Source organism: Pseudomonas sp. UV AK001 (assembly GCF_046097675.1).
Lineage (GTDB): Bacteria > Pseudomonadota > Gammaproteobacteria > Pseudomonadales > Pseudomonadaceae > Aquipseudomonas > Aquipseudomonas kribbensis.
In genome coordinates this window covers 627,404-639,285 of the sequence record NZ_JBJUVZ010000001.1, presented here as the reverse complement: position 1 = coordinate 639,285, position 11,882 = coordinate 627,404, and the positions used below count along the sequence as shown (strand labels likewise).

The 11,882-nt window shown below is 59.7% G+C and carries 17 protein-coding genes; 9 read left to right on the top strand and 8 right to left on the bottom strand.

Going from position 1 to position 11,882, the window contains the following annotated elements; translation table 11 throughout:
• Positions 1 to 163: 163 nt before the first annotated feature.
• A complete protein-coding gene (locus tag ACKLNA_RS03070) occupies positions 164 to 403 on the top strand; it encodes a hypothetical protein (RefSeq protein WP_085711391.1) in 240 nt (79 codons plus the stop codon).
• Positions 404 to 459: 56 nt separating this feature from the next.
• On the opposite strand, the gene ACKLNA_RS03065 is transcribed toward ACKLNA_RS03070, so the two are convergent.
• A complete protein-coding gene (locus ACKLNA_RS03065) occupies positions 460 to 648 on the bottom strand; it encodes a DUF2188 domain-containing protein (protein ID WP_114883693.1) in 189 nt (62 codons plus the stop codon).
• Between the two features lie 216 nt (positions 649 to 864).
• Between ACKLNA_RS03065 and ACKLNA_RS03060 the strand changes: the two genes are divergently transcribed.
• Complete coding sequence (locus ACKLNA_RS03060; protein WP_085711393.1) at positions 865 to 1,227, top strand: NUDIX hydrolase; 363 nt, start codon at positions 865 to 867, stop codon at positions 1,225 to 1,227.
• 1 nt (position 1,228) lies between these two features.
• Here ACKLNA_RS03060 and ACKLNA_RS03055 read toward each other — a convergent pair whose 3' ends face one another.
• The 3 genes from ACKLNA_RS03055 to ACKLNA_RS03045 form a co-directional block, all read right to left on the bottom strand.
• Positions 1,229 to 1,471, bottom strand: a complete 243-nt coding sequence (locus ACKLNA_RS03055; protein ID WP_085731940.1) for a DUF1652 domain-containing protein — start codon at positions 1,469 to 1,471, stop codon at positions 1,229 to 1,231.
• Positions 1,472 to 1,593: 122 nt separating this feature from the next.
• The gene (locus ACKLNA_RS03050; protein ID WP_408984815.1) at positions 1,594 to 2,493 is read right to left on the bottom strand and encodes a polysaccharide deacetylase family protein; all 900 of its coding nucleotides are present in this window, start codon (positions 2,491 to 2,493) and stop codon (positions 1,594 to 1,596) included.
• Positions 2,494 to 2,626: 133 nt separating this feature from the next.
• Positions 2,627 to 3,574, bottom strand: a complete 948-nt coding sequence (locus ACKLNA_RS03045; protein ID WP_408984814.1) for an ABC transporter substrate-binding protein — start codon at positions 3,572 to 3,574, stop codon at positions 2,627 to 2,629.
• Between the two features lie 294 nt (positions 3,575 to 3,868).
• Between ACKLNA_RS03045 and ACKLNA_RS03040 the strand changes: the two genes are divergently transcribed.
• From ACKLNA_RS03040 to ACKLNA_RS03025, 4 genes are all read left to right on the top strand, one after another.
• Positions 3,869 to 4,852, top strand: a complete 984-nt coding sequence (locus ACKLNA_RS03040; protein ID WP_408984813.1) for an aliphatic sulfonate ABC transporter substrate-binding protein — start codon at positions 3,869 to 3,871, stop codon at positions 4,850 to 4,852.
• 61 nt (positions 4,853 to 4,913) lie between these two features.
• Positions 4,914 to 5,753 (top strand): ABC transporter permease, encoded by an 840-nt coding sequence (locus tag ACKLNA_RS03035; RefSeq protein ID WP_408984812.1) that lies wholly within the window; start codon positions 4,914 to 4,916, stop codon positions 5,751 to 5,753.
• A gap of 51 nt (positions 5,754 to 5,804) precedes the next feature.
• Positions 5,805 to 6,485, top strand: coding sequence for an SOS response-associated peptidase family protein (locus tag ACKLNA_RS03030; RefSeq protein ID WP_408984811.1), 681 nt, complete (start codon positions 5,805 to 5,807; stop codon positions 6,483 to 6,485).
• Between the two features lie 290 nt (positions 6,486 to 6,775).
• Positions 6,776 to 7,048, top strand: coding sequence for a hypothetical protein (locus tag ACKLNA_RS03025; protein WP_085711400.1), 273 nt, complete (start codon positions 6,776 to 6,778; stop codon positions 7,046 to 7,048).
• Positions 7,049 to 7,094: 46 nt separating this feature from the next.
• Here ACKLNA_RS03025 and ACKLNA_RS03020 read toward each other — a convergent pair whose 3' ends face one another.
• From ACKLNA_RS03020 to ACKLNA_RS03010, 3 genes are read right to left on the bottom strand one after another with little or no spacing between them, the layout of a single operon-like run.
• Positions 7,095 to 7,265, bottom strand: a complete 171-nt coding sequence (locus tag ACKLNA_RS03020) for a hypothetical protein (RefSeq protein WP_167748741.1) — start codon at positions 7,263 to 7,265, stop codon at positions 7,095 to 7,097.
• Between the two features lie 40 nt (positions 7,266 to 7,305).
• On the bottom strand, positions 7,306 to 7,617 hold the full coding sequence (locus ACKLNA_RS03015; protein WP_167443797.1) for an AzlD domain-containing protein: 312 nt from the start codon (positions 7,615 to 7,617) through the stop codon (positions 7,306 to 7,308).
• A complete protein-coding gene (locus ACKLNA_RS03010; protein WP_085711402.1) occupies positions 7,617 to 8,315 on the bottom strand; it encodes an AzlC family ABC transporter permease in 699 nt (232 codons plus the stop codon). Before ACKLNA_RS03010 ends, ACKLNA_RS03015 begins: the two co-directional genes overlap by 1 nt.
• A 154-nt stretch (positions 8,316 to 8,469) precedes the next feature.
• Here ACKLNA_RS03010 and ACKLNA_RS03005 point away from each other — a divergent pair, with 154 nt between their 5' ends.
• Positions 8,470 to 8,856 carry a DUF2784 domain-containing protein gene (locus ACKLNA_RS03005; protein ID WP_408984810.1) on the top strand — a complete coding sequence of 129 codons (387 nt, stop codon included), beginning with the start codon at positions 8,470 to 8,472 and terminating at the stop codon, positions 8,854 to 8,856.
• On the opposite strand, the gene ACKLNA_RS03000 is transcribed toward ACKLNA_RS03005, so the two are convergent.
• Positions 8,853 to 9,374: a DUF3087 domain-containing protein gene (locus ACKLNA_RS03000; RefSeq protein WP_408984809.1), complete on the bottom strand. Its 522-nt coding sequence runs from the start codon at positions 9,372 to 9,374 to the stop codon at positions 8,853 to 8,855. The genes ACKLNA_RS03005 and ACKLNA_RS03000 overlap by 4 nt on opposite strands.
• Before the next feature lie 212 nt (positions 9,375 to 9,586).
• Here ACKLNA_RS03000 and ppnN point away from each other — a divergent pair, with 212 nt between their 5' ends.
• Both ppnN and ACKLNA_RS02990 read left to right on the top strand, forming a co-directional pair.
• A complete protein-coding gene (ppnN, locus tag ACKLNA_RS02995; protein WP_085711405.1) occupies positions 9,587 to 10,960 on the top strand; it encodes a nucleotide 5'-monophosphate nucleosidase PpnN in 1,374 nt (457 codons plus the stop codon).
• Between the two features lie 163 nt (positions 10,961 to 11,123).
• On the top strand, positions 11,124 to 11,858 hold the full coding sequence (locus ACKLNA_RS02990) for an ABC transporter substrate-binding protein (protein ID WP_192551922.1): 735 nt from the start codon (positions 11,124 to 11,126) through the stop codon (positions 11,856 to 11,858).
• The last annotated feature ends 24 nt before the right edge of the window (positions 11,859 to 11,882 follow it).

Here is an 11,882-nt window from a genome sequence, read left to right as displayed (position 1 = left end):
AATGCTTTGCCCCCGAAAACCGGGCTCTCCGGCGCCACGGCAAACAATTGCTCCGACCAACGGCAGCCTGTTCACGGCCGTTCAGCTCATTGACCAGAACCTCTTGCCCTGCTCCCGGAAAATGCGGCTACTATTTTCTACCGAGAATGTTCCGGAGGTGATCATGCGGCTCAATGAATACGAACACGAACTTCAACGTGACCTGCAAAGCGTGGCATCGGACCTGAGATGGTCGGCGGTCGACCTCAAGCGTATTGCCGAGCAGTTGCGCAAGTCCGGCAACGAGGCGGATGCGCAAAGCGTGCTCAGGTCCTGCGAGGTGCTGCAAAGCGATGAAGAACGTTTGCAACTCTATGCCAGGGAAGTGAAAGCCCGCGCCATCAGCCGAACCAAAATCCACTGATGCCATCCCCAAAACAAAAAGCCCCGGACAATCCGGGGCTTTTTCATTGCAGGCCTTCAGCCTGTCTTGCGGCCGTGGGTGCGGCTTTTGTAACCCGGAAGTGCAGCGGCGTACGCCAGTGCTTCCTCCCGGCTGGCGAATGACGCCAATCGATCACCTTGCGTGCAGACCCGCCACGGGCCGTTGTTCACGCTGAGTACGTCGTAGCCATTCATGTGCATTTTGTTCAGCATCGCCATGCTCATAGGAACCTCCTGTCGACTATCGATCAACTGCACTTTTGCACCTTACACCGGGTACGACAGGGTGTGCCGACCAGACGTCGCCCCACAGCGGCGTCAAGCGTCTGGCACTTTTGCGCTTTTCGACCACTCTGACATCACAAGCGCCTCTAAACCGAGGCACGGCTTGAATATTGCATTTTCATGACCGATTCATGACAACCGGCAATCGGGTAACAAATGAAAGTACGTGCAACCATCATCTGCGAACAGGATCGACACATTCTCCTGGTGCGCAAACCCCGATGCCGCTGGAACTTGCCGGGCGGCAAGGTCGAGCCCGGCGAGACCAGGGCCGACGCCGCGACGCGTGAACTTGAGGAAGAAACCGGCCTGCTCGCCGATGGCATGCTGTATCTGATGGAGCTGGAGGCTGGCGGCACGCGCCACCATGTCTACGAGGCGTCGGTACTGAATATTGATGAAGTACGGCCACAGAACGAGATCATCGATTGCATCTGGCATCCGCTGAATGCGGTGCAGAACCTGAGTGTCAGTGAAGCAACCCTGCAAATCGTCCGCGCCTTTCAGCGCCGACTCTGAGTCAACCGGCGAACGCCCGACGCCCGGCACTCATTTCAGTGCGCAACTCACCGATGAAGTTGGAGATGTCACGAATGGTGACCAGATGCTCCGGTGACACACCGTTGAGCAGCAGATCGACCCGCCCGCTGTCCGGCTCGTAAACCTTGATCTGCAACAGCCCCTGCCCCGTTTGCGTGCAGTCACAGTAAAGGGGCGAAAAGCCGGACTCGACGATGCGGCAAATGTCGGCAATGGCAAGCATGGGCGGACGCCTCGCGGGCGAAGGATCGGTTGATCGATTGAGCATAGATGAGCTTTTTCGACCTTGCGCAAGCGCTCGATCGCAGAAAATGCCAACCGCTTCACATCCTTGCGCAACACCGATCAGTTGGCGTCGCGCCCCCAGATCCAGTTCCAGATCCCCGGCAATTGCACCGGATCCGAGCTCTTCTGCACCGTCCGCGCCAGTGCCGCTTTTTCCAGCAGTGCGTGATCGTCGTAGAACGGTTTATCGGCCAGGCGCACGCCTGTGGCAGCAGCGCTGTCGAGCAGGATCTGCAGATATTCGCGGGCATGTCGCGCGGTATAACGGTTGAGGTCATGGAAGGTCACCACCACCGGAATCACCCCGTCCACCGTCGGCAATTCACCGAGGGCGATCCGCTCACGTACTTCCGAGAGCTGACGCAACATATTGGCCCGGCGTCTGGGGCTGCCGTTGAAGCCCCAGATCTTGCCGTCGTTGGCGCTCAGGTCCGTGAGCAATACATGCAGACCATGTCGCTGATAGGCCGCGAACGTACGTTTGTCGTAGTTCCAGAAGGGCGGGCGTAGCAAAATCGGTGGCGTGCCGGTGATCGCTGCGATGTCCGCCGTGCCATTGGTCAATGAGGTTTCGAGCTCCTGCGGATCGAGCGAACGGTGATTGGTGTGCCAGTGCGTGGCGGTGTGAAAACCAAGAATGTGCCCTTCATCGTGCTCGCGGTGCATGATCCGCCGGCCGATTTCGCTGTTGCCGGCCCTCGGTGCACGGGTCTGGACGAAAAACACCGCTTTGATGTTTGGTTGCAGCGGGTTGTCTTTCAGGCTGTCGAGCACGGTTTCAGTGGGGTTGTAGAAACTCGAAGCACTGGGGCCGTCATCGAAGGTCAGCAGAAACTTCACCGGCGCCTGCGCATCCAGGCGCGAGCGGGTTTGCGCGGTCAGCTCGATGGGAGCGGCAATGCAACCGGCCAGCGCGGTGATGATGGACGCAGCGCAGAAAAGCTTGAACCAGAGTTTCATGTTTTGCCTTGAGCCCGACCGTTGCGGTCACGTTGTCGATTGGCAAAACTCCCTCGCCGCTGCTGCCTCCCTGCGGCCCACCGAAATGGGCCGAGGTTGGATAAAGATAACAGGGTTTTGTTCCGGTGCTCACTCAGTGCGCCAATGCCTGCTGGAACGAGGTGTCGATAATCCCCGCCGTGGTCAGCGGCGCCGGCAACGCCTTGACCTTGAACAGGAAGTCCGCGGTGCCTTGCAGGTCGGCAGCGGCTTGCTGATCTACCGGGCTGACCGTCATGTGCGCCTGGCGCAACCAGTGCCGTGAGACTTCTTGATCGAGATTGGCTTTCTTCGCCCACAGATCCGCGTATTCGTCGGTGTGACTGTCGACCCAGGCCCGGGCCTGCTTCAGGCGCCCGAGAAAATCGGCAATCGCCTCACGCTTGCTGTCGATGGACGGCGCGGAAGCGGCGATGGCGCTCAAACCCGGCATCAGGTTTTTTGCGGTCAGAATCGGTCGTGCACCGGAGAACACGATCTGCTGGGAAATGTACGGTTCCCACACCGGGAAGGCATCGATGCTGCCCTGAGGTAATGCCGCTGCCGCGTCAATCGGCATCAGTTTGACGAAGTCGACGTAATTCTCCGGCAACCCATTCTGCTCCAGAGCGCGCAAGGTCAACTGCTGGCTCCAGGCGCCCGGCCAGAAAGCGACTTTCTTGCCCTTCAGGTCCTCGATGGTTTTCACCGGCGAATCCTTGGGCACCAACAAAGCGATGGTGTCCGGGTTTTGCCGCGACACGCCGATCAGTTTCACCGGTGCCTGTTTCGCGGCGAGGAACAGAAAACCCGAATCGCCGAGAAAGCCCAGATCCAGCGAACCGGTCTGCAACGCTTCGGCCAACGGCGCGGCGGCCTGGAAGTGTTTCCAGTCGACCGTGTATGGCGCGTCCTTCAATACCCCGGAAGCTTCTACCGAGGCGCGGATGTTGTAGTAATTCTGGTCACCGACGTGCAGGACCACAGGTTCTGCAGCGTAAGTCAGAGGCGAGGCAATCAAGGCGCTGGTCAACGCAGCGCGTAGGAAACGGGAGAGCTTCATGGCGAGTCCTGCAAAGGAGATTTTTTATAGACCATAACGCTCTTGTAAATCGCATTTGAAATTCGATTAAAGAATAAGCTCAGTACCACCGACAACCGCTGTTGGCCTGGCAACAGTGGCACGGCACAGTGTTTTCCCGGCAACAGTTCAAAGCGCGTAAATCGCATCAAAACCCCGTAAACACGGCACTCGGAGCATATGGCACAGAGCCTGCAATATTCCATTCATGCAGGAAGCATTTGATAAAAATATCTTTCTGGACATAAGAAACTGTTGCCTTGCCGGAGCGTGCCCATGAAATCCCGCTTACCGTTTTCCCGAGTCAAAACTCTGCTCGCGGCCTGCGCTGTAGCCCTGAGCCTGCAACCTCTCGCCCACGCAGCGGAAACGCCGCCCGCTGAAGTGCATCTGGACTATGCCTATTACTCCCCCGTCAGCCTGGCGCTGAAACATCTGGGTTATCTGGAAAAGGCCTTGCCTCAGAGCAAGGTCAGCTGGGTGCTGAGCCAGGGCAGCAACCGATCGCTGGAATACCTCAACAGCGGCGGCGTGGATTTCGCCTCGTCGGCCAGTCTCGCGGCGGTGCTGAGCCGCGCCAACGGCAGCCCGATCAAATCGGTGTACGTTTACAGCCGCGCCGAGTGGACCGCGCTGGTGGTGCGCAAGGACTCGCCGATCCAGACCGTCGCCGACCTCAAGGGCAAAAAAATCGCCGCCACCAAAGGCACCGACCCGTACCTGTTCACCCTGCGCAGCCTGCAACAGGCCGGGCTGAAAAAGGACAACGTCGAACTGGTGCACCTGCAACACCCGGACGGCCGCACCGCGCTGGAAAAAGGCGACGTCGACGCTTGGGCCGGCCTCGATCCGCACATGGCCGCCAGCCAGGTACAGGCGGGTTCGCGCCTGCTGTACCGCAATCGCGACTTCAACAGCTACGGCGTGGTCAGCGTCACCGAGCAATACGCCAAGGAACACCCACAAACCATCGACACCGTGATCAAGGCCTATGAACAGGCTCGCGAGTGGTCGGTAAAGAACCCGGACGAACTGGCCAAGTTGCTCGCCAGCGAATCCGGCCTGCCGCTGGATGTGGCCAGGCTGCAACTGTCGCGCACCGACCTGAGCAGCCCGCAACTCACCGCCAAGGACGTGCTCGCCTCGAAAGCTGCCGCGCCGATTCTGGTCTCCGAAGAGCTGGTGCGCCGTGGGGTGAATGTCGATCAGGTCATCGATCAATTGATCGACACCGGTTTCCAGCAAGTCGCCGCCCAGTAACCGATCAGGCTCACAACGAATCCGCGTCCGTCGCGGATTTGTCGTGAGCGGAGAACCCTCCATGAGCAATGACCTGCCCGCCCGCCTCACCGTGCCGCTGGCGCGCCAACGAAATCGGCCGCTGAATCCGCTGTGGCGGCGACGGTTTAAAGGACTGACCCTGCCGCTATTGATCGTGATCGCCCTGGAGATCATCGTGCGCGTCGGCTGGCTGCCGTCCTATCAGATGCCCGCGCCGAGCGAGGTCGCCCTGACCCTCACCGATCTGGCCGAAGGCGCACTGTGGAAACACATCGGTGCCAGCATGATCCGGGTGCTGATCGGGTTTGGCATCGGCGCGAGTCTGGCATTGGTGTTTGCCGCGTGGGTCGGCCTGAGCCGTGAGGCCGAGGCATATCTGGAACCAACCTTCGCCGCGCTGCGCTCGATTCCCAGTCTGGCCTGGGTGCCGCTGTTGCTGCTGTGGCTGGGCATCGACGAGACCTCGAAAATCGTCCTGATTGCCATCGGCGCGTTCTTCCCGGTGTACGTCAACGTGGTCGCGGCGATCCGCAACATCGACCGCAAACTGGTGGAGGTCGGCCACATCTATGGCTTCAGTCGCCTGCAACTGGTACGGCGGATTCTGCTGCCCGCCGCCCTGCCCGGCCTGTTCACCGGGCTGCGCAGCGGCATGAGTCTGGCGTGGATGTTTCTGGTGGCGGCCGAACTGATCGCGGCGACCAAAGGCCTGGGCTATCTGCTGAGTGACGGGCGCGAAACCTCGCGGCCGGACATCGTGCTGGCGGCGATCATCGTTCTGGCGCTGCTGGGCAAACTCAGCGACGGCCTGCTCGCCACACTCGAACGTCGCTGTCTGGCCTGGCGCGACACCTTCACCGGCCAGGGCAGCAAGGACTGATACGCACAACTAAGCTGAAGCTTCAGGCAGTGTTCGCCGGAGGTTCGGCCGATGTGCGGAAGACTCTCGCAGTACCGGGGCATCCACGATTTCGTCGCGGTGCTGAGCATTCCCGATGCGCTGATCAATCACGTCGGCGATGCGCCACTGGCACGCTACAACGCGGCGCCCACCACCGCGCTGGCCATTCTGCATCAACACGAACACCGCTTGTACGCCGACAACCTGCGCTGGGGGTGGCGCCCGCACTGGGCCAGGGATCGCGCGGCACCGATCAATGCGCGGGTCGAAAAGGTCGTTCACAGCCCGTTCTTTCGGGCGATCTGGCGCCATCGCCTGATCGTGCCGGTCGACAACTGGTTCGAGTGGGTCGACGGGCCGGACAAGAGCCGCCAACCCTGGCTGATCCATCGACTCGACCATCAACCGGTTTTCTGCGCCGCCATCGGCCAATTTCCGACACCCGGATCAGAACCACGGGAAGACGACGGCTTTGTGATCATCACCGCCGACAGCGCTGGCGGCCTGCTCGATCTGCATGATCGCCGCCCCATCGTATTGTCCGCCGAGGGCGCTCGGGAATGGCTCGACCCGGCCACGCCCGTGGAGCGTGCCGAGCAAATGTTGCTGTTCGAAGGGTTGGGCAGCGAAGCGTTCGAATGGCACAAAGTCGGCAAAGCTGTCGGCAACTCACGCAATCAGGGAGCGGAGTTGATTGAAGTAGTCGCTTAAATATTTTGTGGGCCGGCACGTCTATCGAATAGTCGGAAGACGTGAGTCAAATTGATATCACGCAGCAAGTGAGAACCGTTCGTTACAGTCAGTGTTTCAAACTCGAAACAATCATTGAATCAGTCGTTTGATTAAAACCAACCGCCTGTCTGACATTTCAATCGTCATACATACATTTAGTAACACTACAGATAGCATGCGCGCCGCATTTCCTATTGGCATACCAGTTGACCAAAGAGTCAACAAACCGGGAATACCCTACAAACTTACAAGCCTTGCAGAGAACTAAGTTGCGCGACGATTTTGCAATCAAACAGGCCAACGGCCTGGAGTGTATTTATCTGTCCATGACAGAACGCTTTCAACTCGACTGTTTTATCGCCCACTACATAAAGACTCGAAACCTGCGTGACGTACCCGAGATCGACCGCCTCCTGCGCACCACTCTCCAAAACTATCCCTGCCACCCGCCGGTGATGGTCAACGAGCTGAATGCCTGGATCGACAAGACCTTGGGTTATCGGGCTTCGCACCCCGATTTCACACAGCTGGACGATCTTTGATGAAACGAAAAAGCCCCGCAGTCGCGGGGCTTTTTCGTTGTGGCGTTCAGGGTTTCAGCGGGCGTTCCTGGTCGCGATCGGACAACTCGCGGCTGTCGTCATGTTTCCAGGTCTGCTCCTTGTGTTTCTCCCGCTCGATCTCTTCTTCGCTCGGTTCTTCATCTTCTTCGGGACGTTGCTGCTCCGTTGCCATGTTCACCTCGCCGTCATAAGTCATCAGTCATCCTTACAGCGTAGAACAGATTCAGACAGGCAACTTACAACCACCAGCGCAACAGAAAGAAGAACGCCATGCTCAATAGCATGCTAAGCAACGTATTACGCGTGTAGATCACCAGGCCGATTGCCACTAGTGAACTCAGCAGATAAGGGTTATCCCACTGCAAATTCAGTTGTTTGTCCGGCATGAATACAATCGGCCCACAAATCGCGGTCAACATGCCCGGCACGGCAAAACCGAGAAATTGCCGCGCGTTGCTGCTCAAACGCACCGGCAAGCGCGGCTCAAGGAATACATAGCGATTCAGGAACACCAGAATTCCCATGCCGAAAATCACTGCCCAGATCATCATGTGCGCTCCCGATACAGCTTGTTGCAGATAAACCCGGCCATCATTCCCGCCAGCCCCGACAGCACCAGCGCCGAACCCCACTGCCAGTAACTGAACAGCACCGAGCAGAACAACGACACCGCCACGCAAACCACCGTCGGCACATTGCGCACCACCGGGGTGATCAGGGCGATGAAGGTCGCGGCAATCGAGAAGTCCAGCCCCAGGTGCTCAAGCCCCGGAATGCTGCTGCCGAGCACGATGCCGGCCAGGGTGAAGAGGTTCCAGGCGATATAGAACGTTAGGCCGACGCCAAGGGCATACCAGCGATTGAATTGCTGACGGTCGTGCTGGCTGGTCAGGGCGAACAGTTCGTCGGTGAGCAAAAAACCCAGGCCAATGCGCCAGCGCCCCGGCAACGGCGAAATCACGTGGCGCATGCTCATGCCGTAGAGCAAATGCTGCGACGTCAGCAGCAGCGTGGTCAGCAGAATCGAGAATATCCCGGCACCGCCCTTGAGCATGCCGATCGCCACCAGTTGCGCAGCACCGGCAAACACGATGGTGGACAAGCCCTGCCCCTGCAGTGGCGTGAGGTTGGCTTCGATCGCCATGGAGCCGGCCAGCAGCCCCCACGGCGCGGTCGCCAGGGATAACGGCATGATCGCCGCGGCTCCGCGAAGAAAGGCACTGCGCGGCATTAATGAGTCAGACATAACGCTCTTCAACCGTGAGACAAGACCCCGGACTCTGCCAGCAAATGCCTTTTGCTGGCTTGAACAATCTTGCGCAGTTGCCGGAAATCGCCCAGCTGCAAACCGATTAGCGGCGTACCATGACAGCCATTCACATCTGCGTCAGGGAGACGACATGCTGTATCGAATTGCCGCCGACGGGCTGGTGCTGTTTCACCTTTCCTTCATTCTGTTCGTGCTGTTCGGCGGGCTATTGGTGCTCAAGTGGCACCGAGTGGCCTGGCTGCATTTGCCGGCCGCCACCTGGGGCGTGATGGTCGAGGTGTTGCACCTGACCTGCCCGCTGACCTACTGGGAAAACCTGATGCGCCACGCCGCCGGCCAGACCGAATACGCCGGCGGTTTCATCGAACATTACGTCTGGCCGATCATCTACCCGGCGGGGCTGACCCCGCAGATTCAGCTGGCACTGGGGAGCGTAGTGCTGGTGATCAACCTGCTGGTGTACGGGCGTCTGATCCGTAAATGGAAACTGCGTCGCGCCGCCCGCATTTCGTTTTAAAGCGACTTCAAGGTTTCCAGCCAGGCCGGATCGAGGCGCGTCTGATCGGTGTCCAGACCGAGCGTTTCCATCCGAGCCTTGTGTGCTTCGACTTCCCGGTGAAATTGCCCATGATCGCTGGAGTTGCCGTCCAGTTCGTGCATCTGCATCAGGCCCAGGTGATAGAAACGCAGCACTTTCATCGCCGTCGGATCGCCCTTCTCGACCGCCGCCGTCACCTGATGCATGACGTTGGTGACGCTCATCAGGCTGCGCTTGAGCCGCCAGCCGTACACCGCCGGGGCCATCCAGGTCTGGTTCCAGAAACGCCCGCGCAACAACGCTGCCGTCAACAGAAATGCGCCGAACACCCCGCCGACATTGAACCGCAGGTTATCCCCGCCCGGCTCGCCGAACAGCGCCACCGCCACGGTCGAAAACGCCATCGCCAGCACCAGGAACAGCACCGCGATAATCAGCGTGCTGCGCCGGGTCTGCTGGCGATAGGTGATGGCATCGATCGGTTGAATCTCGAACATCGCGACAGGCTTCCATGGCTTGAAATAAAAAGAGGCCGGCGCATTATCGCCTCTGAGACGGATTTAGCTATGCTGGAGCTCCTTTTCATCTTTTCATCGTCCAACGGGGGACATGGCGATACCACGCAGATCGTGCCATCTTCATTCATGGATACACACTATTCGGATGCCATTGGCCAGGCCGGCAATGACATCGTTTTAAGGATCACTGCATGACCCAACGACACGTAATCAATGCCTCGGTCAGCCCAAAAGGCAGCCTGGAAACCCTTTCCCAACGTGAAGTTCAGCAACTGAGCCAGGCCGGAACCGGCAGCACCTACACCCTCTTTCGCCAGTGCGCCCTGGCCATCCTCAACACCGGCGCCCATGTCGACAACGCGAAAACCATTCTGGAAGCCTACAAAGACTTCGAAATCCGCATCCACCAGCAGGATCGCGGCGTGCGTCTGGAACTGCTGAACGCCCCGGCCGACGCCTTCGTCGACGGCGAAATGATCGCCAGCACCCGGGAGATGCTGTTCAGCGCCCTGCGTGACATCGTCTACACCGAAAACGAACTCGACGCCCTGAGCATCGACCTCAGCACCTCCCAGGGCATCAGCGACTACGTCTTCCATCTGTTGCGCAACGCGCGCACCCTGCGCCCGGGCGTCGAGCCGAAAATCGTCGTGTGCTGGGGCGGCCACTCGATCAACACCGAAGAATACAAATACACCAAGAAAGTCGGCCACGAACTGGGCCTGCGCAGCCTCGACATCTGCACCGGCTGCGGCCCGGGCGTGATGAAAGGCCCGATGAAAGGCGCGACCATCGCCCACGCCAAGCAACGCATTCACGGCGGCCGCTACCTGGGCCTGACCGAGCCGGGCATCATCGCCGCCGAAGCGCCGAACCCGATCGTCAATGAGCTGGTGATCCTGCCTGACATCGAAAAACGCCTGGAGGCCTTCGTCCGCGTCGGCCACGGCATCATCATCTTCCCGGGCGGCGCCGGCACCGCCGAAGAGTTCCTGTACCTGCTGGGCATCCTGATGCACCCGGACAACGCCGGCCTGCCGTTCCCGGTGATCCTGACCGGGCCGAAACATGCCGCGCCATACCTGGAACAACTGGACGCCTTCGTCACCGCCACCCTCGGCGAGGCAGCCAAGCAGCATTACGAAATCATCATCGACGACCCGGCCGAAGTGGCACGGCAGATGACTGCCGGCCTCAAAGCGGTGAAGCAGTTCCGCCGCGAGCGCAACGACGCGTTCCACTTCAACTGGCTGCTGAAGATCGACGAAGGCTTCCAGCGCCCGTTCGACCCGACCCACGAAAACATGGCCAACCTCAAGCTGCACCGCGATCAGCCGGCCCATGAACTGGCGGCCAATCTGCGCCGGGCGTTCTCCGGGATCGTTGCCGGCAACGTCAAGGACAAGGGCATTCGCCTGATCGAAGAACACGGCCCGTACCAGATCCGTGGCGACGCCGCGATCATGCAACCGCTCGATCTGCTGCTCAAAGCCTTCGTCGCCCAGCACCGGATGAAACTGCCGGGCGGCGCGGCGTATGTGCCGTGCTATCGCGTGGTGTCCTGACCCTTCGTGATGGATGCAGCCTTGTGGGAGCACACGCGTTCCTACAAGGCGCATCGCCACTACCAAACCGCCCTGCTCTCTGACACAAAAGCCCCGCTGATTCCCCACGACAGCCACCGCGCGTGCATACTAAGCTGGGCGATTGAATTTTCAGGGACGATCCATGAAACGTTTTGCCGCCTGCCTGTTGTCTCTTCTGGCCCTGACAGCCAATGCGGCAGATCTGCAACTGCTCACCGACAACCATCCTCCACTGCATTTCCTTCAGGGCGATCAACTGGTGGGCTTCGGCGTGGATGTGGTGCAGGCCCTGGCGGCGCAGACCGGCGATCGCATTCACCTGCAGCAAGTGCCATTGCTGCGTGCCCTGCGCATGGCCAGCGAGACGCCGGACACCGGGGTATTTACCGTGCTGCGCACCGACGCACGGGATGACCGCTATCAATGGGTCGGGCCGCTGATCGAAGTGGAAACCGCGCTGTATGCCCATGACAACTTCCAGCCACCGGTCCGCAGCCTGCGCGAGGCCGATCATCTGGGGCGGATCACCGTGCCGCGCAAATGGCTGGTCTACAGCTATTTGCAGGAACAGGACCTGAGCAACCTCTATGGTGTGGAAACCCCAGAGCAGATGATGCGTCTGTTCAGTCTCGGGCGAACGGACTTCGTGGTGTCCGACACGCTGTCCAGCGCGTCCCTCGCCCGCGAACAAGGCATGGAGCCGGGCCGCCTGCAATATCAGATACCGCTGATGAAGCGCGACACCTATATCGCGTTCTCCCGCCAGACCGATCCCAGGCAGGTCGCACGCTGGCAACAGGCGCTGGACACGCTGCGCGCCGACGGTCGTCTGGAGAAAATGCGCCAGCGCTGGCTGAGCAATACCCTGCCGCGCTGATCACGCATCAACGTCTTTGATAAC